21 protein-coding genes and 1 rRNA gene are annotated in these 22,952 nt (G+C 65.1%); 4 read left to right on the top strand and 18 right to left on the bottom strand.

All coding sequences use genetic code 11. The features are described from left to right. Positions 1 to 35 precede the first annotated feature (35 nt). The 4 genes from AC56LR_RS07120 to AC56LR_RS07105 all read right to left on the bottom strand — a co-directional run bounded on the left by AC56LR_RS07120 (position 36) and on the right by AC56LR_RS07105 (position 6,247). Positions 36 to 3,278 (bottom strand): CusA/CzcA family heavy metal efflux RND transporter, encoded by a 3,243-nt coding sequence (locus AC56LR_RS07120; RefSeq protein WP_497129334.1) that lies wholly within the window; start codon positions 3,276 to 3,278, stop codon positions 36 to 38. After that, positions 3,278 to 4,456 carry an efflux RND transporter periplasmic adaptor subunit gene (locus tag AC56LR_RS07115; protein WP_497129014.1) on the bottom strand — a complete coding sequence of 393 codons (1,179 nt, stop codon included), beginning with the start codon at positions 4,454 to 4,456 and terminating at the stop codon, positions 3,278 to 3,280. The genes AC56LR_RS07120 and AC56LR_RS07115 overlap by 1 nt, the downstream gene beginning before the upstream one ends. Further along, entirely contained in the window at positions 4,453 to 5,637 is a 1,185-nt protein-coding gene (locus tag AC56LR_RS07110; protein WP_497129012.1) for a TolC family protein, read from the bottom strand. The genes AC56LR_RS07115 and AC56LR_RS07110 overlap by 4 nt, the downstream gene beginning before the upstream one ends. A gap of 214 nt (positions 5,638 to 5,851) precedes the next feature. Further along, on the bottom strand, positions 5,852 to 6,247 hold the full coding sequence (locus AC56LR_RS07105; protein WP_497129010.1) for a hypothetical protein: 396 nt from the start codon (positions 6,245 to 6,247) through the stop codon (positions 5,852 to 5,854). 716 nt (positions 6,248 to 6,963) lie between these two features. On the opposite strand from AC56LR_RS07105, the gene AC56LR_RS07100 reads away from it, so the two are divergent. Together AC56LR_RS07100 and AC56LR_RS07095 are read left to right on the top strand one after the other, a co-directional pair. Then, positions 6,964 to 7,533 carry a DUF1439 domain-containing protein gene (locus AC56LR_RS07100; protein ID WP_497129007.1) on the top strand — a complete coding sequence of 190 codons (570 nt, stop codon included), beginning with the start codon at positions 6,964 to 6,966 and terminating at the stop codon, positions 7,531 to 7,533. A gap of 282 nt (positions 7,534 to 7,815) precedes the next feature. Beyond that, positions 7,816 to 8,022: a hypothetical protein gene (locus tag AC56LR_RS07095; protein WP_497129005.1), complete on the top strand. Its 207-nt coding sequence runs from the start codon at positions 7,816 to 7,818 to the stop codon at positions 8,020 to 8,022. Positions 8,023 to 8,038: 16 nt separating this feature from the next. On the opposite strand, the gene AC56LR_RS07090 is transcribed toward AC56LR_RS07095, so the two are convergent. Then, positions 8,039 to 8,665 carry an Hpt domain-containing protein gene (locus AC56LR_RS07090; RefSeq protein WP_497129003.1) on the bottom strand — a complete coding sequence of 209 codons (627 nt, stop codon included), beginning with the start codon at positions 8,663 to 8,665 and terminating at the stop codon, positions 8,039 to 8,041. Then, on the bottom strand, positions 8,662 to 9,642 hold the full coding sequence (locus AC56LR_RS07085; protein ID WP_497129001.1) for a CAP domain-containing protein: 981 nt from the start codon (positions 9,640 to 9,642) through the stop codon (positions 8,662 to 8,664). The genes AC56LR_RS07090 and AC56LR_RS07085 overlap by 4 nt, the downstream gene beginning before the upstream one ends. A 141-nt stretch (positions 9,643 to 9,783) precedes the next feature. On the opposite strand from AC56LR_RS07085, the gene pssA reads away from it, so the two are divergent. Beyond that, positions 9,784 to 10,563 carry a CDP-diacylglycerol--serine O-phosphatidyltransferase gene (gene pssA, locus AC56LR_RS07080; RefSeq protein WP_497128999.1) on the top strand — a complete coding sequence of 260 codons (780 nt, stop codon included), beginning with the start codon at positions 9,784 to 9,786 and terminating at the stop codon, positions 10,561 to 10,563. A gap of 151 nt (positions 10,564 to 10,714) precedes the next feature. Here the strand turns inward: pssA and AC56LR_RS07075 are convergent, their stop codons facing one another. The 12 genes from AC56LR_RS07075 to AC56LR_RS07020 form a co-directional block, all read right to left on the bottom strand. Next, entirely contained in the window at positions 10,715 to 11,026 is a 312-nt protein-coding gene (locus AC56LR_RS07075) for a metal-sensitive transcriptional regulator (RefSeq protein ID WP_497129333.1), read from the bottom strand. Between the two features lie 2 nt (positions 11,027 to 11,028). After that, the gene (locus AC56LR_RS07070; protein WP_497128997.1) at positions 11,029 to 11,955 is read right to left on the bottom strand and encodes an aldo/keto reductase; all 927 of its coding nucleotides are present in this window, start codon (positions 11,953 to 11,955) and stop codon (positions 11,029 to 11,031) included. A gap of 105 nt (positions 11,956 to 12,060) precedes the next feature. Beyond that, positions 12,061 to 13,206, bottom strand: coding sequence for a D-alanyl-D-alanine carboxypeptidase family protein (locus AC56LR_RS07065; RefSeq protein ID WP_497128995.1), 1,146 nt, complete (start codon positions 13,204 to 13,206; stop codon positions 12,061 to 12,063). 101 nt (positions 13,207 to 13,307) lie between these two features. Then, the gene (locus AC56LR_RS07060) at positions 13,308 to 13,937 is read right to left on the bottom strand and encodes an alpha/beta hydrolase (protein WP_497128993.1); all 630 of its coding nucleotides are present in this window, start codon (positions 13,935 to 13,937) and stop codon (positions 13,308 to 13,310) included. 25 nt (positions 13,938 to 13,962) lie between these two features. Further along, positions 13,963 to 14,289 (bottom strand): (2Fe-2S) ferredoxin domain-containing protein, encoded by a 327-nt coding sequence (locus AC56LR_RS07055; protein WP_497128990.1) that lies wholly within the window; start codon positions 14,287 to 14,289, stop codon positions 13,963 to 13,965. 70 nt (positions 14,290 to 14,359) lie between these two features. After that, a complete protein-coding gene (locus AC56LR_RS07050; RefSeq protein WP_497128988.1) occupies positions 14,360 to 15,532 on the bottom strand; it encodes a VanZ family protein in 1,173 nt (390 codons plus the stop codon). Further along, positions 15,529 to 16,167, bottom strand: a complete 639-nt coding sequence (locus tag AC56LR_RS07045; RefSeq protein WP_497128986.1) for an ABC-type transport auxiliary lipoprotein family protein — start codon at positions 16,165 to 16,167, stop codon at positions 15,529 to 15,531. The genes AC56LR_RS07050 and AC56LR_RS07045 overlap by 4 nt, the downstream gene beginning before the upstream one ends. A gap of 8 nt (positions 16,168 to 16,175) precedes the next feature. Beyond that, entirely contained in the window at positions 16,176 to 17,123 is a 948-nt protein-coding gene (locus AC56LR_RS07040) for an MlaD family protein (protein WP_497128983.1), read from the bottom strand. Between the two features lie 2 nt (positions 17,124 to 17,125). Further along, the gene (locus tag AC56LR_RS07035) at positions 17,126 to 17,983 is read right to left on the bottom strand and encodes an ABC transporter ATP-binding protein (RefSeq protein ID WP_497128980.1); all 858 of its coding nucleotides are present in this window, start codon (positions 17,981 to 17,983) and stop codon (positions 17,126 to 17,128) included. Continuing rightward, positions 17,983 to 19,116: an MlaE family ABC transporter permease gene (locus AC56LR_RS07030; protein ID WP_497128978.1), complete on the bottom strand. Its 1,134-nt coding sequence runs from the start codon at positions 19,114 to 19,116 to the stop codon at positions 17,983 to 17,985. The genes AC56LR_RS07035 and AC56LR_RS07030 overlap by 1 nt, the downstream gene beginning before the upstream one ends. Before the next feature lie 51 nt (positions 19,117 to 19,167). After that, positions 19,168 to 20,664 (bottom strand): B12-binding domain-containing radical SAM protein, encoded by a 1,497-nt coding sequence (locus tag AC56LR_RS07025; RefSeq protein ID WP_497128976.1) that lies wholly within the window; start codon positions 20,662 to 20,664, stop codon positions 19,168 to 19,170. Positions 20,665 to 20,781: 117 nt separating this feature from the next. Continuing rightward, the gene (locus AC56LR_RS07020; protein WP_497128973.1) at positions 20,782 to 21,945 is read right to left on the bottom strand and encodes an OmpA family protein; all 1,164 of its coding nucleotides are present in this window, start codon (positions 21,943 to 21,945) and stop codon (positions 20,782 to 20,784) included. A 709-nt stretch (positions 21,946 to 22,654) separates the two neighbouring features. Between AC56LR_RS07020 and AC56LR_RS07015 the strand changes: the two genes are divergently transcribed. Beyond that, a 16S ribosomal RNA gene (locus tag AC56LR_RS07015) occupies positions 22,655 to 22,952 on the top strand; the annotation flags it as partial.

Here is a 22,952-nt window from a genome sequence, read left to right as displayed (position 1 = left end):
AAAGAACCGCTCCCGCAACGTGGGAGCGGAAATGGTCAGGCATGATCGAGCGTGGCTGCCGGTGTCCCGGTGACTGGCGGCGGGACCCTGCGCCTGCGCAAAACCATGCCAGTAATCGCCGGCAGTACGAACAGCGTCAGGATGGTCGAGGTGATCAGGCCGCCGATCACGACGGTCGCCAGCGGCTTCTGCACCTCGGCTCCGGTCCCGGTGGCAATCGCCATCGGAACGAAGCCGAGCGAAGCCACCAGCGCCGTCATGAGCACGGGGCGCAGGCGTTCCAGCGCGCCGTCGATGACCGCCACCGAGGGCGCGACGCCGTCGGCCAGGCGCTTGTTGATCGCCGAGATAAGCACCAGGCCGTTGAGCACCGCGACCCCCGACACCGCAATAAAGCCGACGGCTGCCGAGATCGAGAAGGGCATGCCGCGCAGGACCAGCGCGAACACGCCGCCTGCCAGCGCCAGCGGCACGGCGGTCAGCACCGTCGCCGTCAGCATCGCATTGCCGATTGCCATGTACAGCGCGGCCGAGATCAGGATGAAGCAGACCGGCACGATCAGCGCCAGGCGCTCGGTCGCGGCGCGCAGGTTCTGGAACTGGCCCCCCCATTCGATCCACGATCCGGGCGACAGCTTGACCTCTTTCGCCAGGCGTTCCTGTGCCTCGTCCACGTAGCTGCCCAGGTCCCGGCCGACCACGTTGGCTTCGACATAGATGCGGCGCTTGCCGTTGTCCCGGCTCACTTCGTTCAGGCCCTGGGTGAAGCGGAACTGCACGAGTTCGCGCAGCGGCACCGAGCGGCGAGCGGTTTCCCCCGTTTCCGGCAGCATGACCGGCAGCGAGCCGAAGGCGTCGAGGTCGTTGCGCAGCGCGCCCGGCAGGCGTACCACGATGTCGAAGCGGCGGTCGCCCTCGAAGATCTGGCCCGCTTCGCGGCCGCCCAGCGCCGCCGAGACGGTGTCGGCGACTTCCTTGACGGTCAGGCCATAGCGTGCGATCGCGGCGCGGTCAAACGCGATGTCGAAGGTCGGGAAGCCTTCGGTCTGCGCTACCCGCACGTCGGCGGCGCCGGGCGTGGCCCGCAACACTGCCGCCACCCGCTTGGCGCTCGCCGCCAGCTGGTCGAGGTCGTCGCCAAAGATCTTGACGGCCACGTCGCTGCGCACGCCACCGATCAGCTCGTTGAAACGCATTTCGATCGGCTGCGTCACATCGTAGTTGTTGCCGACGATCGGAGCGGTCTTGGCACGGATGCGCTCGATCACCTGTTCCTTCGTTGTCACGCCTTCGGGCCACTCGTTCTTCGGCTTCAGGATCACGTAGTTATCCGACGCATTCGGCGGCATCGGGTCGGCCGCAAGACTGGCGGTGCCCGCCTTGGAATACACGGTCTTCACTTCAGGCAGGCTGAGGATCGCGCGTTCGATCGGCAAGTCGAGTGCCGCCGACTGTTCGATCGAGGTCGACGGGATGCGCACGGACGACAGGTTGAGGTTCTGCTCGTCCAGGGTCGGCATGAACTCGCGGCCGACAAAGCTGAAGGCGATCGCGGCCAATACGAGTACTGCCAGGCCGGCGCCGACGAAGGGCATGGGACGCTCGACCGCACGCCGCAGCCATGGCTCGTAACGGGTCTTGGCAGCCACGATGACGCGCACTTCCTTCTCGGAGACCGGACCTTTCATCATGATGGCGATCAGGGCCGGCACGAAGGTCAGCGACAGCACGAAGGCCGAGGCCAGGGCCAGCATCAGGGTGATAACCATCGGCGAGAACATCTTGCCTTCGACGCCCTGGAAGGTCAGGCAAGGCAGGAACACCAGGAAGATCACCAGCTGCCCATAGATGGTCGGGCGCAGCATCTCGCGCGACGAGCCGACGACTTCTTCCAGGCGCTCGCGCAGTACCAGCGTCCGGCCTTCGCGGTGCTGGCGCTCGGCAAGCCGGCGCAAGGTATTTTCGACGATGATGACGGCGCCATCGATGATCAGGCCGAAGTCCAGGGCGCCAAGACTCATCAGGTTGCCCGAAATGCCCAGTGCGTTCATACCGATCGCGCTCATCAGGAGCGACAGCGGAATCACCAGCGCCGCGATGACGGCGGCGCGCCAGTTGCCCAGCAGGGCGAACAGGATGGCGATCACCAGCAGCGCGCCTTCGGCCAGGTTAGTGCCCACCGTGGTGATGGTGGCGACCACCAGCTGCGAGCGGTCCAGGGTCGGCACGATCGAGACGCCCGCGGGCAGGGTCGTGGAAACCTGCTTGAGCTTTTCGCCGACCGCGTGCGCCACTGTGCGGCTGTTCGCGCCGACCAGCATCAGCGCACTGCCCACCACGGCTTCGCTGCCGTCGCGGCTTGCGGCGCCGGAACGCAATTCGCCGCCGATCACGACATTGGCCACCTGGCCGACGGTGACTGGCGTGCCATTCCTGGTCGTCACCACCGCCTGCGCGATCTCATCCTGGGTGCGGATGCGGCCGTCGGCGCGCACCAGGTAGGATTCGCCCGAACGCTGGATGTAATTTGCGCCGACCGAGACATTGGCCTGCTCGAGCGTGCTGGCCAGTTCGGCGACCGAAATCCCCTGGGCCGCCAGCTTTGCGGCATCAGGCTCGATCACGTATTGCTTGACGTAGCCGCCGAGCGAGTCAACGTCGGCCACGCCCGGCGTGGTGCGTAGCTGGGGGCGGATGATCCAGTCCTGGACCGTGCGCAGGTAGGCCAGTTTCGCCACCCGGTCGGTGAGGCGCTCGCCCTGGTCGGTCAGGAAGCTTCCGTCGCTCTGCCAGCCCGGTTTGCCGTCCTGACGCGGGGCGCCCTTGCCGTCGGGATGGGTGTATTCGACGCTGTAGTGGAATACCTCCCCCAGGCCGGTGGAGACCGGCCCCATCAAGGGGTTGGCGCCCTCGGGCAGGTCGGGCAGCGCACGCGCCAGGCGCTCCGCTACCTGCTGACGCATGAAGTACAGGTCCGCGCTTTCCTCGAAAACGGCGGTGACCTGGCTGAAGCCGTTGCGCGAGAATGAACGCACGCTCTCGACGCCGTTCAAACCGGCCAGCGCGGTCTCGATCGGGAAAGTGACGCGCTTCTCGATCTCGACCGGACTCAAAGTCGGAACCACGGTATTGATCTGGACTTGCTTGTTGGTGATATCGGGCGTGACGTCGATCGGGAGAAGGTTCATCTGCCATGCGCCGATGACCGCCACGACCGCCGTCAGGAAAAGGATCAGCCAGCGCGAGCGGACCGATCCCGTGAGTATCGAATCGATCATCATTCTTCCTCGTTCTTGATCATGTCGGCCTTGATCAGGAAGGCATTGCGCGTGGCGACCTGGGTACCGGCGCTGATGCCCGAGACGATCTGCGCCATGCCGCGGCTGCGCTGGCCGACCAGGACGGGCTGGGGCCGAAAGCCGTTCTTGGTGCGGACGAACAGGACGTCGCGGCCTTCGATGTTCTGCACTGCGTCTTCCGGCACGACCATGTCGGCGTTGTCCTGCTTGACGTGCAGGCGCACCTGCACGCCTTCGCCGACCACCAGGGCGTTCGCGCCGGACACCGGCTCGAGCACGACGGTGGCCGAACGCGCGGCGCCCGACACGGTCGGCGTCACCGAGCGCACCTTAGCCGCGACCTGCTGGCCCGCGGCGGGCAGGATCATCGCGCTATCCCCGGCGGCGATGCGGCCGATGTCGGCGGCCGACACCGAGGCTTCGACCTGCACCGGCCCCTTGCCAGCGACTTGGAACAGTTCGGTCTGAGGCTGGACATAGGCGCCGAGCGTCACGCTCTCGCTGGTCAGCTTGCCATCGATCGGGCTGGTGACGGCTATCGATTTGCCGTCGCGGGACACTTGTGCCGCTCTGGCAACTGCATTGGCGCGCTGCGCTTCGCTTTGCGCAACCAGCAGCGCAGCCTGGGCCGCTTCCATGTCCTGGCGTGGGGTCACGCCTTGCTTGAAGAGACCCGATTCCCGCTCGAAGGCCTTGCGCGCCAGCTCTGCGCGGGCAGCGGCGACGGACCGTTCCGCCGCCATCGCCGCGGCTTCCTGGCTCTCCACATTGGCCAGCACCTCGCCGGCACGCACGGTATCGCCGAGCCGGCGCTGGATGCGGGTAACGTTGCCTGCCGCCCTGGCCACGATCTGCGCCGAGCTGTTTGGAAGCGCCGTCACCGTGCCGGCGGAGAGGATCTCGGCGTTCAGCCCTCCGGTGGCGACGGGTTCCACGGCGATCTTGGCCACTGCGAGATACTCCGCGGGAATAGCGACTTCGTCCAACGCGCTCTCGGGCGCTTTCGCAGCAGCCGGCGTCGGTGCGGCGGCCGCAGCCACGGGCGCCGCGGAGCGGCCGGGCAGCAGGTACGCGGCGCCGAAGCCTAGTGCGGCGGCAATGGCGGCGGCCGTTGCCGCGACCGGAATCGTGAGTTTCCGGGACTGGTTGTCGTTCATGGTGCTTCTCCAAATACGAGGCGGCCTTCGGCCATGGAAAGTGTTGCGAGCGACCGAACGCGGGCAAGCCGGGCGTCGATCATGAGGGTTTGTGCATCAGACAAGGCGCGTCGGATTGCGAGCAGTTCGGGCAGCGAGGCCTTGCCGGCGTCGTAAGCGATCCTGCCCAGGCGGTAGGCTTCGGTCGCTGCGGCTTCCGCCGCTTCGGCGGCAACCAGGCGCCGCTCCGACGCCGCGGCCTGCGCTAGTGCGGAGCGGTGCGATGCCCCCGCTTCGAGCCGGGCGGCATCAGCCCGGTAGCCGGCACTGGCGGCGCGCTCGCGGGCGGCATCGATCCCGGCGCGGTTGCGGTCGAATAAGGGAATGCTTGCGCTCAGTCCGACAGTCGCCCCATTCTCGGAGCTGCCTGCGAACTTACGCACGCCCACGGTCACGCCGATGTCGGGGATCCAGCGTTTCTGCTCGACCGCCACGAGCGCATTGGCGGCGTCGCGTTCGGCACTGGCGGTGGCGAGGGCCGGCGACTGCTCTGGCGACCAGTCCGGGGAAGGGCGGGAGAGGACCACCTTCGCCAGCATTGGATGGTCGATCTGGGTAAATGGCGCGGGCGCACCCACGAAGGCGGCAAGGCGTTCCAGCGCTTCGGCCGCATCCGCCACCGCGGATTCCACCGCGGCCTGGGCCGTTGCAACACCGGACGTGGCCAAGGTGACACGCAGTTGCGCTTCGCGGCCGGCACTCACCAAGGCCTGCCCTGCTCGCAAGTCGTCCTGCGCCCGGGCCAGCGCGGCCAGCGCGACTTCGCGGCGCATCTGGGCCGCTTCGGCGGTGGCGTACAGCACCGCCAGTTCGCTAGCGAATGCGGTGCGCGCCTGGCGCTCGCGCGCATCAGCAGCGAGCGACTTGTTCTGTTCGGCCGCAATGCGGGCGGTACGCTTGCCGCCGATCTCGAATACCTGGGTGAGCGCATAGGTATCTTCCCTAAGGCTGGCACCACCGGGTTGCGAGGCGCCGAGATTTTCCGCCGTGGCGCTCAGGGTGGGGTTCGCCCAAGCGCGCGCCCTTTGCGCATCGGCGTGCGCCGCACGCGTCTCGGCGGCCTGGCCAAGCAGCTGGGGTGCGCCGGATTGCGCCATCCCGAGCAGCGCGGAAAACGAAGGCGTCTCGACCGCGCCTGCCATACTGGGGGCGCCGGCGAATGCCAGGGCCATCGCGGCGCGCGCGACTGGCCGCACCACGAAGGAAGCCAGGGAATGTCCCCACGACGGAGCGTGCGGACGTATTGGTGTTGTTTGCATGTAAAGCCCCTGCAGAATTGAAATCGATGCAGTACAGCGGGCCGCGTTGGCACCTCAAGGGTGCGCGCGCATCAGGAAAGAAGAAGCAGCCCGCGTGTCAGACGCGGGCGCGGGGAGGACGCAGGAGCGGGAGGGTCGTTCGACCCGAGAACGATTGCAGGTGGAAATTCGGCGCGATGCGGGGCATGAAACCGATCGGGAAATCGGCGACTCCCGGCATGAGTACCTGCATGCCTGCGCCTTGGTCGATGTCGATCAGGTGCTTGAAGGATTTTGACGAGTCGTCTTCGTGCGCATTGCCGTCGTCCTCGTCGCCATCGTCGTGTTCGTCATGATGGTGCGGAACAAACGAGGCATGCTCGGAGACGTGCTTGACTACCAGTTCAGGCGCACCACCGCTCTTGCTGATCATATGCGCAAGGCTGCGTTGCACCGCTGCCATGGCATGCAATGGCAGGACGAACAGCAGCAGGATGATCAGGGCCTTCTTCATGAGGGAGGCGGGGGCGGGAAGCATTCGATAGTGAGTCGGCTATTATATGCGCCTCAGGACGTCAACTGTCAACGCATTCATTGCGTGTCGTCATTTATTGGTAGCTCGACCTCGCCCGGTATAGAGCACAGCGCAACTATGGTCTTGGCCACCGTTTTGCAGCTTGCCTGTAGTAGCTTGCTGCCCCCGAGTTAACGGCAGGGAGCAATTCGCCCTCATCATGACTCTCGGAAGCCGCGTTAGATGAAGCGCACCACAAGGTAGGGCGGCCTTGGCGTTACCCCTTGCGGATCGGTGAAACGAGACAAATGGCGGACGGGTCTAGGATACTCTAGGGCCTTGGTGAGCGGAGTCGCAACGCTGGCTGCGTGGCCTACCTCTTGCGCCGACGTCTGAAGCGCCAGCGCCTACTCCAACAAGCGCCAGGAATAACCCCGCGCTGGCGAAGCATGTGCCACCCTGCTCAGTTGCGTACGCCATCTGCCTAATTCCTCCCTAAGGCCGCCTCCAATTTTTGAGTACACGAGTGAGTACACAGAGCTGAGTTATTCGACCAGGCGCCCCGTAGATGTAAGGTGTTCTGGATTTGACGAGCTTCTGTATCGGGAAGTAAGGCCCGCGCGGCCGTGCTGGCGGGTGTTGTGGCCGGTTATCGTCCTCAGCCGGTAGCCACAGTCGTGCTAGGCTGGCGCTTCATCCACCACCGGATTGCCACGATGCGCCTGCCACCGCTTCCATTACCGTCCCTGGCCAGGTTCTGCGGCCTCATGCTCCTGGCCAGCCTGCTGTCCTCCTGCGCCAGCCTCTCCGGCCCGCGCACGGTCGAGATCCCGCTGCACAAGCTGCAGGCCGGCCTGGAGCGCCGCTTCCCGGTCAACAACCGCCTGATGCAGATCTTCGACATCCGCCTGTCGCGCCCGATGCTCTCGCTCCAGCCGGAAGCCGACCGGGTGGCGCTGGCACTCGAAGCCTCGGTGTCGCCGCCATTTGCCAGCAATGCCTGGACGGGCAGCCTGTCGTTCTCGGGCCGCCTGTACGTCGATCCGGGCCGCAGCGCCGTGATGATGGCCGAGCCGCGCGTGGACCGCCTGGCCCTGGGCGCCAATCCGGAGGCGGAGCGCCAGCTCACGCGCGTGGCCAACACCCTGATCGACACGGTGGTGCGCGACATGCCCGTCTACAGCTTCGACATGCAGGACCTGCGCTATGCGGGCGTCCAGTTCGTCCCGACGCGCATCGAAACTACACGCTCTGGTCTGTTGGTGACGCTGGAGCCGGCGAAGTAGCGTATTCGCCACGCCTACCTGTGTGCGTCTACAAGCTAATTAGCAATGCGATATTATTTTCGCGTACTGCGAAGCCAGGCCTTGGAGAAATGTTGCACCCATGCCGCATTGGCTGGCGGCCACCATCCCGCGATTGCAGAGCCAACCCGTTCGGCGCACACTGATACGGCTTGGACTGCCGTGGCGCGTGTCCGCCGCCGTCCGGGGTTGAGGTTTCTCATTGGCATGATGTTCCACTGAAGTAATCTGAGTTGAACTTCAGTCTGTTGTAGGGGGTGGATCGTGGAAACGACACAGGAAAGTTTTCCGGACAACGGGCTGGCGACCGAGCCAGTGCTTGCCTCGGTGGCGACGGCGATGCCGACGCGACTGAGCTTGCCTGCAAAGGGATCGTGCTGGTATTGCGAGAAACCGCTCGACAGCGTACGCCGGTTCTGCGGCAAATCCTGCGCCGACTCGTTCGACGAGGAAGCGGAGTTCACCCGCTGAACACAGCAGGGCGGGGCTAGTGCCCGGCCCCGGGGCGCAGCACCTGCAGCGCGCCCTCGAAATCGAAGGCGGCCATCGCCGCCTGCAACTGCCCCATGCGGGCGTCGCCCAGCCGGGCGACAAGGCCGGCCTCCTGGTCCTCGATGAAGTCGTGCGCGGCGCTGTCCCCAAGGTCGAGCATCGCGCACAGGCGCGCCATGTCTGCGCCGCTCACTGGCGCATCGGCCGATTCGCGCTCCGGCGCTTCTCCTGGTTTCCCTGGACGCTGCAGCAGCGTATCGAGTTGCGCCATCACGCGCGCCAGTTCCCGGTCAAGGCGTTCCAGCAGTCCCGGATCGGCGCCGTCGCCTGTGCGCAGTGCGTGTTCGACGTCCGCCGCGAGCTGGCGCAGCGGGCGCGCCTCGATCATCGCGGCCGCGCCCTTGAGCGTATGCGCGATGCGCTGCGCCAGCGGCAGGTCGCCGGCGCCGAGCGCCTCGCGCACGCGCGCGGCCATGTCGCGGTAATCGAGGTGGAAGCGGGTGAGCACGCGCTGGTACATCGCCTCGTCGCCCATCAGGCGTTCGAGCCCGGCGCGGTAGTCCAGTGCCGGGTCGGGAAGGCCCGGGGCGCCGGTCTCGCCGGAAGCGGAAGGCGCGCTCACCGTGTGGTGAAGGACCAGTCGCGCGTGACCGGTGCGCCATTCACCGTGCCGCTGAAGCTGGCCTCGTAGGTGGTGTTGGCCTTGAGCGGCGCCAGCGGCACGATCGCCACCGCGGTGCGCCCGCCCGACGGGTACACGACCTGCACCTGCAGGTTGGCGCCGCCGCGTGGACGCAGGGTGAACGCCTGCATCGTGACCGGCGCGTCGATATTGGCATGCACGCTGACCGGGTAGCCGACTTCATTGAGGTTGGGGACCGGATCGGGTTCCTCGCTGTCGCTCATGAAGTTCGGCGTCACCGCCGTCTGGCCGCTGAACGGCCAGGTGACCAGCGCAGTAGCGCCGATGCCGGGACCGAAACCACCGCGGGTGGCGAAATCGGCGGTGAAATAGCTGTAGCGGGTCGACGAGGTGCCTGCGCCGGTGCCGATCTCGCGGAACTTCGGCTCGAACATCACGAAGCGATGATAGATCGCGGTGATCAGTTCTTCGGCCATGAAGAAACCGTTGCCGTTGGTGGTGCCCGAGATGACTTCGCCGTAGGCGTAGCCGGTGGCGGGCAGGGTGTAGCCGGCCGCGTTCAGGCGGTCGCGCAGCGTGGCGCCGGTGAAGCCAGGCCGGCCGGCGACCTGGTCGTGGCTCATCACGTTATTGGTGCGCAGGTATTCGGAGTGGCCCAGCGCCGCATTGTTGATTTGCGCATTCGCCGCCACGACCGGCACGCCGGCCTGGGCGCGGCGGTAGTTGATCCAGTTGCGGCCGTCGATGGCGATGTCATTGGTCTGCACCGGCGCCGCCGCGTCGACCACGAGGCCACCGGTGCCGCCGCCCGTTCCGGTGCCGGTGGCCGGCGTGCCGTTGGCAGCAGGCGTGGCGGCAACCGGGCCGCTACTGTCACTGGCGCCGCCTCCGCAAGCAGCCAGGCTCAGGGCCGCCACGATGGCGATGATAAGGGAACGATGAGGCATATAGCTCATATTGCAACTCCTGTCAATACGCGAAAACGAAGCGACATTCTAGAGCAAAAACCGGGGTAGCACCTGTGACCGGCGTTGTGCGAGCCCAGCTTATTTCGCTGCCTGTAGAATATGTCATCCAACCTCTTGCCGAGCTGTCAATTGAAGCCATCCAACCAGCAGCGCCTTGCGCGTGCCAAGTTCGCCCTGCCCAGTTTCGTGACCCTGCTCTCGATTGCCTGCGGCTTCGGCAGCATCGTCATCTCGGTCGACAACGCGCATGTCGGCGCGCCCGACGATTACCGCCTGGCGGCGATCCTGCTGGTGCTGGCGGGCGTGTTCGACGCGCTCGATGGGTTTGTTGCGCGCGCCACCAACACCCAGTCCAGCTTCGGCATGCAGCTCGACTCGATCGCCGACGTGATGAACTTCGGCTGCGCACCGGGCCTGCTGCTGTACTGCTACGGCTTCGTGCAGATGAACCTGACCCACCCGACCCTGGTGCGCATGGGCGGCCTGGCCTGCTTTATTTTTGTGACCTGCGGCGCACTGCGCCTGGCGCGCTTCAATATCAGCGCCGGCCGCACCGACCCGCGCTATTTCGTCGGCATGCCGATCACCGCAGGCGCGGCCTGTGTGGCCTCGGTGGTGGTGGCCTGGCCCGATCCGCTCACCACGATGGGCCAGTCTTTCGCCCTGATGGCGCTGATGGTCGGCGTCGGCATCCTGATGGTGTCGACCATCCGCTTCCCGAGCTCGAAGCACCCGCGCGGCAAGGTCATGCTGGCGCTCCTGAGCGTGTGCCTGGTGCTGCTGGCGGTGCTGCAGACGCGCTTCTTCGTGCTCTTCTTCCTGCTGTATATCTGTGCGACGCTGCTGCTCAATATCGCGTGGCGCACTGGCTGGCGCGGTATCGCGCCACCGAAGGTCTACGAGGATTGACGTAGGGTGGGCGGGGTAATTTCGGGCAATGCCCGGAATTACGAACGCCCGCGCGTTCAAATCACGGTGATGCTGCCAGCGCGACTATTCATCCACTAGTTGAACGCGCGGGCGGCGAAGCCGCCCACCCTACGGTTAATTCGGCCCGGCTTCACGCAAACCGGTCCAGCATCGCCGCCAGATGCGCGGCACTGGCCCGTGCTTCCTCCACATCCGCCGCATTGCCTGCTTGCGTCTGGATCGCCCCCGCCAGCAGCTGCACGAAGGAGCGGTCGAGCGCCTTGCGCGCCGCCGCCATCTGCTGGGCCACGGCATCCACGTCCGAGGGTTCCGCCGCCAGGGCAATCAGCTTCTGCACCCCGCGCAGCTGGCCCTCGATGCGCGCCAGGCGGTTGAGCAAATCCTTCTTCTGCTGTCCGGTAAGGGCGCTGCCCTCGACGATCTTGAGCTGGCCGTCGGCCATGGTCACGCCACTTCGTGCCCGCGTGCGGCGCGCAGGATGCGGAACCAGTCGTCGCGCGGCAGGGTGAAGGTGGTGCCCAGCACCGCTTCGCGGATCGCTTCGATGCGCCCGGTGCCGGTGAGCGGGACCGGGCGGCTCGGCAGCGCCATGATCCAGGCGAACAGCACGCTGGCGAAGGGCCAGCCCATGCGGACCGAGATCTCGTCGATCACGCTGCGCACGTTGGCGGCATTGGCGTCGTTCGAGGTGAACAGGCGCCCGCCGGCCAGCGGCGACCAGATCATCGGCGCAATGCGCAGGTCCTGCAGGCCGTCGAAGGTCTCGTCGAACATCGGCCTGGTTTCCATCGGCGAGAACTCGACCTGGTTGGTGGCCAGCGGCACGCGCCGGTTCAGGCATTCGAACTGGTGGCGCGTGAAGTTCGACACGCCGAAGTGCTTCACCTTGCCCGCCTCTTTCAGGCGCACGAAGGCTTCGGCGACTTCGTCGAAGTCCATCAGCGGATCGGGGCGGTGGATCAGCAGCAGGTCGAGGTAGTCGGTGCCCAGCTGGCGCAGCGATTCCTCGGCCGAGGCGATGATGTGGCTGGCCGTGGTGTCGTAGTGCTGGATGCCGTGCTCCGGGCGCTTCGACGACACCAGCTTGATGCCGCACTTGCTCACCAGCTCGATGCGGTCGCGCAGCGAAGGCTGGGCGCCCAGGACGTCGCCGAAGGTGGTTTCGACGCCGTAGTCGCCATAGATGTCGGCGTGGTCGAAGGTGGTCACGCCCAGCGCCAGGCATTGCTCGATGAAGGCCAGGTGGGCGTCGGGCGACATGCCCCATTCGTTCATGCGCCACATGCCGGCCACGATGCGCGACAGTTCGGGGCCGCCTTCACGCGTGCTGATGCGCGGGCACTGCAGGTCGGCGGAGTGTTGCTGGGTCATGGTGAGTCCTGTGGTGTTGATGATTCGATTATAGCGGTGCGGGGATAAACAAAAAGCCCGCCCGGCTTGCGCACGGACGGGCTCTCGAACAGGCGTGGTAAACGATTACTGCATCCAGAGACGCATCGAGTCCCAGGCGCGCCCGAAGATGCTCGCTTCCGGCACTTCTTCCAGCGCCACCACCGGCAGCGCGACCAGCGGCTTGCCGTCGACGGTCATCTTCAAGGTGCCGACCTGGCCGTTGCGCGGCAGCGGCGCCATCAGCGGGTCCTTGCGTTCCAGGACCGGCTTCATTTTTGCGGCCACGCCCTTCGGCACGGTGATCAGGACGTCGCGGTTGAAGCCGATCTTCACGGTCGACTGCGCACCCTTCCACACCGGCGGGGTCGCCACGGCCTGGCCCTTCGAGTACAGCTTGACGGTGTCGAAGTTCTGGAAGCCCCAGTTCAGCAGCTTCTGGCTTTCCTGGGTGCGCACCGCATCCGAGGCGGTGCCCAGCACCACCGAGATCAGGCGGCGCTGGCCGGCGTTGCCGTTCGGGCGGCGCGCCGAGGCGATCATGCTGTAGCCCGAGGTATCGGTGTGGCCGGTCTTCATGCCGTCCACGGTCGAGTCCAGCCACAGCAGGCGGTTGCGGTTCTGCTGGGTGATCTTGTTATAGGTGAACTGCTTGATCGAGTCGATCTTGTAGTACTGCGGGAAGTCGCGGATCACGCTCGCGGCCATGATCGACAGGTCGTGCGCGGTCGAATAGTTGTTCGCATCCGGCAGGCCGTGCGGGTTGGCCCAGCGGGTGTTCTTCATGCCCAGGCGCTCGGCTTCGCGGTTCATCAGGGTCACGAAGGTGCCTTCGTCGCCGGCCACGGCTTCGGCCAGCGCCACCGCCGCGTCGTTACCCGACTGGATCATCAGGCCGTGCAGCAGGTCGTCGACCGACACCGGGGTGGCCGGGTCGATGAACATCTTCGAGCTGCTGGCATCGACTTTCCAGGCACGGGTCGAGACGTTGACCATGGTGTTCAGGGCGAGCTTCTTGTCGCGCAGGGCGCCGAAGGTCACGTAGGCCGTCATGACCTTGGTCAGCGAAGCCGGTTCGATGCGGGCGGTCTGGTCCTGCGCCGCGATGACCTGGCCGCTCGTTGCATCGAGCAGCAGCCACGATTTGGCTGCGATGGACGGGGCCGGAACGGTCTGTGCGCTGGCCGAAGCCATCAGCAGGCTGGCGGCCAGGGCCGCGAACAGTTTTTTCATGGAATGGTTTCGTTAATAAAAAGATGGTAACGCGTGCTAAAGCGCAGGCAACTGTAATTATTGCCTTGGAAAAAGAGACTAATTATTGCACAGGGAGGGCGTCAAATGTCACGCCGCCACATTTCTACGACAAGATTTTTAATGTGGCCGAGCTTGCGGTGGAAGAAGTGGTCAGCGCCGGGAATGACCGTCACCGGGATGTCGAGCGGGCGCGCCCAGTCGAAGACTTCCTGCAGCGTGATCGTATCGTCGAGTTCGCCGTGGATCAGGATGGTGTCCGCGGGCACCGGCGGCATCGGCCACTTGCCCGCCGCGGTGCCGACCAGCACCAGGCGTTCGGCCGGGCGGCCCTCGGCGATCAGGCGCTGCTGGAACTGGGCCTGCACGAAGGTGCCGAACGAAAAGCCGCCCAGGGCCACCGGCAGGCCGGGATATTGTTCGACCATGTGCTTGTACATGATGTCCATGTCGTCCACTTCGCCGCGGCCGTCGTCATGCACGCCTTCGGACTCGCCCACGCCGCGGAAATTGAAGCGCGCGGTGGCGTAGCCCAGGGTGACGAAGGTGCGCGCCAGGGTCTGGGCCACCTTGTTTTCCATGGTGCCGCCATACAGCGGGTGCGGGTGCGCGACCAGCGCGATGCCGCGCGGCGGCGCTTCCGGCAGGTCGAGGATGCACTGCATCTTGCCGGCATGGCCGTCGAGGGTAAACTTGTGCGAATACTTGTTCATTGCTTGTTCAAGAGTGCTTGGGTGATCAAATTTTCAGGCGTTCCACGACCTTGCCGCCCACCAGGTGGGTGTCGATGATGTCGTCGATGTCGGCCGTGTCCACATAGGTGTACCAGGTGCCTTCCGGATAGACCACCAGCACCGGCCCTTCCTCGCAGCGGTCCAGGCAGCCGGCCTGGTTGATGCGCACCTTGCCCTGGCCCATCAGCCCGAGTTCCTTGATGCGCTTCTTGGCATGCTTTTGGGCCTTTTCGGCGCCGCAGTTGCCGCAGCTCCCGCGGGCATCTTTACCGTCGCGCACATTCATGCAGAAGAAAACATGGTGCTCGTAGAATGGTTTGTCGTCGTTCATGTCGGTCTCTTCCATGGAAAGCCGGCGCTTTGCGCCAAGGCACAATGATACGGCAATCGGCGTGGCCGCTTCAGCCGGGAGGATGCGCGCGCGGCTCTTGCCGGTTGAGCTTGTGGGAAGGCAGCAGCAGGAACCACAGCGCAAAGAAGGGCCACAGCAGGGCCAGGAACTGGGCCGCGCCATTGAAGTTCAGGAATTTGCCCTGCACCCAACCTTGCAGGGTGGAGACGAAATAGGGGTTCACCGGAATCGTGTTGACGACAATCAGGCTCAGCACGAGGGTCACCACCGCCAGCCGGCGCTGCGCCACCTGGGGCGCGAACACCAGGCCCGACAGCATGATCAGGCCGATGATGAAGCCGCCTTCGGCGCCCGGCGTCACCCACACGAAGGCATTGTCGGGCCGGAACAGCAGCGAGCTCGACAAGGTCTTGAACAGCAGCGCAGTGGCCAGGAAGACCACCATCAGCAGGAAGCGCGGCGCGCTGCGGCGCACCAGGCACATCAGGGTGAGCACGGCGCCGGTCATGCCGCAGGCCGTGATGATGGTTTCCGACAGCCAGTACTGCTCGACCGTCATGGTCACGCCCGGGCGCAGCATGGCGACCAGGTCGATCTCGGTATCGAACCATTTCGACAGCCAGTTCGAGATCAGCGGCAGCACCTGGCCGTGTCCGAACAGATAGCTTTGCGGGTAGAGCTGGGCCAGCGGCCACAGCGCGACCAGCACCAGGCCCTGGCTCGCATACGAAGCGAACCAGCGGCGGCGCAGCTGGAACAGGCGGCTCTGGTCGAGCAGGCTGCGCGCCCACCAGGCGCCCAGCACCGCACCCACCATGCAGCCGCCTGCATTGGTGACCAGGTCGAGGTTCGAGGGCACGCGGCTGGGCAGGAAGTTCTGCACCACTTCCATCGCGCCCGAGACCAGGATGCCGGCCAGGCTTGCCAGCAGCACCGCCCACAGGCCGCGGATGCGCGGGTAGACCGACAGCACCAGCAGCACGCCGAAGGGGATGTAGCCGATGATGTTGACCGAGACGTCGAAGCCGGTCCAGTAGCGCGGCCGGACCAGGTTCAGGAAGGTCAGCAGGGGCACGCCGCTGTTGCGCCAGCCCGTGAACGGATACCAGCTAGCGTAGATGATCAGGAGCAGGTAGGCCAGCAGCGCCGCGCGGGCGATCGGCGAGCCGCGCCCTTCGCGCGGGCGTTCGCGTAGATCGGGGGCGGCGTCCGGCCTGCTCATCGCTTGGCGCTGTCGGCCCGGATCTCGACTGTCTTCAGCCAGGCCAGGATGTCGGCCGCCACCGCATCGGTGCTGGCGGCGAGGGCGCGGGCGCCGCCGGGGGCGTCGGCGCTTGGCGCCGGCGTGCTGCGGCTGAAGCTGCGCTGGTCGACCAGGCGGTGGTCGTTGAACAGCGAGGCGCGCAGCACCAGCTGGCCTTCGCTCTGGCTCACGCCGGAAAAGCCGTGCACGAAGTCGTCGACTTCCACCCGCAGGATCGGCACGTTGGTCGAGGCGTCGGTGGCCGACAGCACCTTCAGGCCCGACTGCGCCAGGCGGGTCTTGAAGCGCTGGGTCACCATCTGCAGTGGATTGCTGCTCCAGCGGCTGTTGGCATAGGTGCGGGCCTGCAGCGCATCGGCGTAATTCAGGCGGTAGTACATGCGCTCGTTCTCCAGCGCGGCCGGGCCGGTGGCGTCCATCACGACCAGGGCCGGCATGTTGGCCGGCGCGGCAACCGGCGCCTGTGGAGCGCTGGAGGCGGGACCAAAGTCGTAGGTCCCACCTTCCTGGGGTTTGCCGTTGCTGGCGCAGCCGGCCAGCAGGACGGCGGCGGCGGCGAGGGCGCTCAAGGCGCGGAGCGGATATGCAATCACGGTAGTCCTCATTTGGTCGGGGGCGCGAAGCCAGGTTCGCCGGGGCCCGGCTGGGCGCTCGGGGCGCCGAACAGGATGCTTTGCGGGCGGTCGGACAGCGAGGTCGCGGTGCGCTTGACGGCGCGCAGCGCGCCACGTGCTTCGTCGGTCATCTGCACGACGTGCGGCAGCGTCTCGAGTTCGAGCTCGCTGGTCGCCCCTTGCAGCGAGCCGATGGCGCCGTTCAGGCGTTCGATCGGGCCGTCCTTGCCCTGCAGGCGCACGGCCAGCTGGTTGTAGCTGTCGGCGGTCTTGTCGACACTGGCGGCGGCCGAGTCGAAGGAGCTCAGGCTGCGGTCGAGCTTCGCGGTCAGCGCCGGCAAGCGGTCAAAGGTCGGCTCGAGCTTTTGCGGGATGGCCGCATAGGCGTCGGCCGCCTTGCCGATGCTGTCGAAAGCCCCGATGATGGTCGCCTGGTTTTCCGGCGTGACCATCTTGCTCAGGCTGTCGGTGATCTGCTCGGTTTTCTCGAGGATCGCCAGGCCGCGTTTTTCCAGCTGGTCGAGCAGGCCGGGACGCAGCGGGATGCGCACCACCTGGTCTTCGCGCTGCGCCAGGCGCGGCGAGCCGGTGCGGTCGTCGTCGAGCTGGATGAAGGCGATGCCGGTCACGCCCTGGTAGCCGAGCGAGGCGAAGGTGGTGGTGGTGATCGGCGAATCCTTCTCGACCGACAGGCGGATCAGGATCTGGCCGGTGACGCGCGGGTCGAACACGATCTCTTCGACCCGGCCGACCTCCAGGCCGCGGTAGCGCACCGTGGCCTGCGGGTTCAGGCCCGGGATCGACTGGGTCGTCACGATCTCGTAGGGCACCAGCTCGGTGCGGTCGCGGTTGAACCACATGCCGGCCAGGATCGCGGCAACCACCAGGGCGATCGTGAAGACGCCTGTCATCAGGGCATACGACCTGTTTTCCATATTCAGTCCTCCGATTCGTTCTGGGCCTGGCGCTCTTCGAGCACTTCCAGGGCCCGCTGGCCGCGTGGGCCCAGGAAAAAGTGTTTGATGAACGGATGCTCGACCCGCAGTACGTCGCACGACGGCCCCACCGCGATCACGTGCTTTTCCGCCAGCACGGCAATGCGGGAAGACAGCGCGAACAGCGTGTCGAGGTCGTGGGTGACCATCACCACGGTGAGCTTCAGTTCGCGGTGCAGGGTCTGGATCAGCGCCACGAAGGCGTCCGACAGGTCGGGATCCAGGCCGGCGGTCGGCTCGTCCAGGAACAGCAGCTGGGGTTCCAGCGCCAGGGCGCGCGCCAGGGCCGCACGCTTGATCATCCCGCCCGACAGATCGGACGGCATCTTGTTGGCATGCTCGGGGCCCAGGCCCACCATGTCCATTTTCAGCAGCACGGCGTCGCGAATGACGTCTTCGGGCAGCGCGCGCAGCTCGCGCATCGGCAGCGCGATGTTGTCGAACACGGTCAGCGCCGAATACAGTGCGCCCTGCTGGAACAGCATACCCCAATGGTTGCGCATGTGCTGCAGCTGTTCCGGCTCGGCCGCGCTGATGTCCTCGCCGAAGACTTTCACGCAGCCGGCCGAGGGCTGCTCCAGGCCCAGCATCTGGCGCAGCAGCACGGTCTTGCCGGTGCCGGAGCCGCCCACGATGGTCAGGATTTCGCCGGCATAGATGTCCAGGTTCAGGTCCTGGTGCACCACCGTGCGGCCGAAGCGCTTCCACAAATTGCGGATCTCGACCACCGGCGGCCCGACATCTTCCTCGGGGCGCTTGTTCAGGCGCTGCGGCTGGCGCTGGTTTTTATCGTCCATCATCAGAACCCCACGCCGTTGAAGACGATGGCGAACACCGCATCGGCCAGGATCACCAGGGTGATCGCAGTGACCACCGCGGTGGTGGTGCCGCGTCCCAGGCTTTCGGTGTTGGGCTCGATGCGCAGGCCGAAGTGGCAGGAGATCAGCGCGATCAGCATGCCGAACACGCAGCCCTTGAGCAGGCCGATCGTGTAATTCACCACCGGCACCGCGTCCGGCAGCTTCTGGATGAAGTAGCGGAACGACATGCCCAGCTCGATCTTGGCCGAGACCATGCCGCCGATCAGGGCCATGGCATCGGTCCACACCACCAGCAGCGGCATCGAGATCGCCAGTGCCAGCACTTTCGGCATGATCAGCCGGTAGCCGTGAGAGATACCCATCACCAGCATGGCGTCGAGTTCCTCGGTCACCCGCATCACGCCCAGCTGCGCGGTGATCGACGATCCCGAGCGGCCGGCCACCAGGATCGCCGCCAGCAGCGGCCCCAGCTCGCGGATCACGCTCATGCCCAGGATGTCGACCAGGTAGATGTCGCCGCCGAAGGTGCGCAGCTGCTGCGCCGACAGGAAGGAGAGCACCACCCCGATCAGGAAGCCGACCAGCGCGGTGATGCCGAGCGCCTGGAAGCCGGAGTGGTAGATGTTGGCCGAGATCTCGCGCCACGGGCCGGTCTGCGGACGCCGGATGAAGCGGCCGACGTCCTGGGTCAGCTGGCCGATCAGCGAGACGAAGCCCTTCACGTGTTCGAAAAAGGACAGGATGCCGGCGCCCAGCACGATCAGCCAGTTCAGCGGGCTGGTGCGATGGCGCGCCAGCTTGATGGCGCCGGCCTTCTCGATGCGGTTGAAGAGTTCTTCCTGGCGCGGATCGAGCGTGAGTTGTCCGGGGCGGTGCTTGCCCCAGGCATTCCAGAACATCTGCGCGCCGATGTGGTCGAGGCGCTCGATGCTGGAGAGGTCCCACGCGATGCTGTCCTTGTGCTTGAGCGCGGCCAGCGTGCGCGTGATGCCTTTCAGGACACCGCGCCGCGACAGCGTATGGACTTGCCACACGCCGCTCGCCACGACAGATTGGGCCGCGCTTTGCTCGGAATGCTGGATAGTTAATATTGGCGCATTTTCAATCTGCATTGCGCCAGTGTAAAAGAGAATCGTTATCGTTGCTACACGTTACGGATTGGATCAGGCCGCGAGGTGGCGAACCTGGCGCGCCGGAGCTGCCGGAACGCCTTGCGCGGCCACCGGCTTGTGCACCGGCGCGTCGACTTTGCCGGCGTAATCGCTCGCCACCAGGGCCGCTGCATCCGCACGCGGCATGCCGCGCAGCTCCAGCCATTCCTGTACCAGCTTGGCCAGCTTCTCGAGCGCGATGCGGTGGGTCGCGTCGGTCCTGGTGTAGATCCAGTCCGAGAAAGCCATGAAGTTCTCGAAGGGCGCCTCGCCCAGCAGCACGCGCGTGGTGTTGGCGAAGCGGCCGGAATTGGCCACCAGGTCCCAGTAGCGGGCGAAGCGCACCAGGCGTTGCATGGTGGCGAAGTCGATCAGGTTCGTGGCCAGCACGGTATAGGGCGGGTAGGGATCGTAGACCATGCCGAAGGGTTCGGTGTGGCGGATGATCGGCGTGCCGCGCAGGCGCTTGAGGATGCCGAACTGGATCTCCTGGGCGCCCAGGCCCACGAGCTGGTCGAATCCGCGCGCGAAGCTGGCCACGTCTTCGCCCGGCAGGCCGGCGATCAGGTCCACGTGCAGGTGGGTCTGCGAATGCTCGCACAGCCAGCGGATGTTGTCGGCCGCCTTGGCGTTGTCCTGCCGGCGGCTGACCAAGGCCTGCACCTCCGGGTTGAAGCTCTGGATGCCGATCTCGAACTGCAGCGCGCCGGGCGGGAATTTTGCGATCGATTCCTTCAGCGCGTCCGGCAAGTGGTCGGGCACCAGCTCGAAGTGGGCGTAGACCGGGTCGTTCGGCGCGGCTTCCAGCTTGTCGAGGAAGAACTGCATGATGCGCAGGCTGGTCTTGACGTTCAGGTTGAAGGTGCGATCGACGAACTTGAACAGCCGTGCGCCCCTGGCGTGCAGCGACTCCATCTGTTCCAGGAAGGCGTCCAGCGGGAAGGGCCAGGCGGTCTTGTCGAGCGACGACAGGCAGAATTCGCACTTGAACGGGCAGCCGCGCGAGGCTTCCACGTACAGGGTGCGGTGGGCGATGTCGTCCGCGCTATATAGATCGTAGGGCAGGGCGATCTCCGCCATCGGCGGCTGCACGCCCGCATGCACCTTCATCAGGGGCTTGGGGCCGTTCAGGATCTCGCCGCACAGCTTGGGGAAGGTGACGTCGCCCCAGCCGGTGACCACGTAGTCGGCCAGCTTCACGATCTCCTGCTCGCCGGTCTCGTGCGACACCTCGGGGCCGCCGAGAATGACGATGACATCCGGCGCCACGCGCTTGAGCATGGCCACGACCCGGGTGGTTTCTTCCACGTTCCATATATAGACACCGAAACCGACGATGCGCGGCTGGTGCGCCAGCAGGCGCTCGACCAGGTCGGTGGTCTTGGCGCCGATCACGAATTCGTGGATGGACGTTTGCGCCGTGAGCGGGCCCATATTGGCCAGCAGGTAGCGCAGCCCGAGGGAAGCGTGGGTATAGCGCGCGTTGAGCGTGGAAAGCAGGATCGTCATCCGGCGCATTGTACCGAAAGCGCGGGAAGGTTCATGCGGCGTGGGTGTACTGGCAATGAAAAGCAAAAAACCGCCGCGGCTTGCGCCGGGCGGTTTTTTGTCACGACAAGCAGTTGATTACTTGGCGGTGCGGGTGCCGACCACTTCGATGGTCACGCGGCGGTTCTTGGCGCGGCCTTCGGCGGTTGCGTTGTCAGCCACTGGCTGGGTTTCGCCCTTGCCTTCGGTGTACAGGCGCGCTGGGTCCAGGCCTTTCGAGACCATGTAGGCCTTGACTGCATCGGCGCGGCGCATCGACAGCTTGTCGTTGTAGGCGTTGGTGCCGACCGAGTCGGTGTGGCCGACGGCGATCATGACTTCGGTGTTCATGCCTTCGAGCTTGGTCATGAACTCGTCCAGTGCTGCTTTGCCTTCCGGCTTGACGATCGACTTGTCGAAATCGAACAGCGCTTCGGCTGCGATCGAGACTTTTTCCGAGGTTGGCACTGGCTCAGGTGCCGGTGCCACTGGAGCGGCGACTGGCGCTGCAGGTGCCATGGCCACTGGCGCTGCTGGTGCAACGTAAGCGACTTTGGCTGGACGGCCGAACTTGTAGACCAGGCTCACCGACGCCATGTCGATGTCGCCGTTGTTCTGCACGCCGTCGGTCACGCGGTAACGCTCGACTTCAGCGCGCAGTGCCAGGGCTTCACTCAGCTTGAACTCAGCGCCGACGCCGATCTTGGCGTGACGACGGCCTTCGTTTGGCGGGTTAGGGTTGGTGACGGCGTTCAGGAAGTTGCCGCTGTAGCTGGTGCGTGCTTTTGCGTACTGGACGCCGGCGCGGGCCAGCAGCGACAGGCGCTCGGTCAGTGGCAGGGTGCCGACCAGGTCGAGGTTCACGCCGCGGAAGTCGGTCTCGCCGCGCAGGTTACGGCCGGCGGTGCTGCCGGCGTCGAAGGAGAAGTCGCCCAGGTCGAAGTAACCCAGTTCCATGCCGATGTAGCGGTTGAACTTCTTGCCGACGAAGAGCTTGTAGCCGGTGTCGCGGTTGTCTGCGTTGAACGAGGTCAGCGGAGCGCCGGCAGCTGCCATGCGGCGGGCCAGGTCGTTGTTATAGATGTCGGCGCGGGTACGGCCGACGCCTGCGCCCATGTACCAGGCGGTGTTCGCCCAGTCAGGGTTCACGGTTGCCTGGGCCTGGACCGGTGCCTGAGGCGCCATATCCTGGGCCGAAGCGGCGCCCATCATGGTTGCGCAGGCCAGTGCGATCAGTGCGGCGAGTTTGCTCGAATTTTTCATTGTTCTATCTTCAGTAGTTAAGTAAGTAATATGGTGGTCTGTTTGTTGCTCAAGGCGACAGCAGCAGCCAGCCTTCCCAGATACATCCGCAGCCGAGGCAGATTTCGCTCATCAGGGGCGCGGAACCCTTGCATGATAATCGAAAAGCCAACATTGCTCCTTCGGCCAAGAGGTTCCGGTTCAGGCGACCTCAGGAAGAATTATTACCTTTCGGCATGTGGCGTACTGTTCGCTACCGCTCATAACAAGATATATTCTCAAATTCGCAACACATCATTGTCAGGGCGGGGCGCCGATGGGGATCTGGCGGACGCAAGCCGACATTTCCCCTGGCACTTGTACGACGCGACGGCTTTTGATATGATCTCGCCTCCGACGCAGAAGCAGCCCTGAAGGCAGCGACAGCGAAGGAAACGAAGGGGTTGACGAGAAACGCAAAACGCCGCATACTCTCTCTTCTCTGCTGCTGACGAACACAACGCTTCGACAGAACACAGCAAGGCAGCACCGAATACAGTTCTTTAACAATTTACAGTCGATAAGTGTGGGCGTTTGATGAAGGTGCCAGGAACTTCGGTTCTTGATTACTTAAATTATCAAATGTTCACAAAAAAGAAATAGCGTTGTCTCAGCAATGAGATGACGGTCAGTATTTTGAGTGAGCGACCCCTTAGCAATAAGGGTGACAGAAATGTCAGCAACAGAGATTAAACTGAAGAGTTTGATCCTGGCTCAGATTGAACGCTGGCGGCATGCTTTACACATGCAAGTCGAACGGCAGCGCGGGGCAACCTGGCGGCGAGTGGCGAACGGGTGAGTAATATATCGGAACGTACCCAAGAGTGGGGGATAACGTAGCGAAAGTTACGCTAATACCGCATACGATCCAAGGATGAAAGTGGGGGACCTTCGGGCCTCATGCTCCTGGAGCGGCCGATATCTGATTAGCTAGTTGGTAGGGTAAAGGCCTACCAAGGCTACGATCAGTAGCTGGTCTGAGAGGACGA

The organism is Telluria sp. ZT3P39, from assembly GCF_059685935.1.
This window is presented reverse-complemented; position numbering and strand designations above follow the sequence as displayed.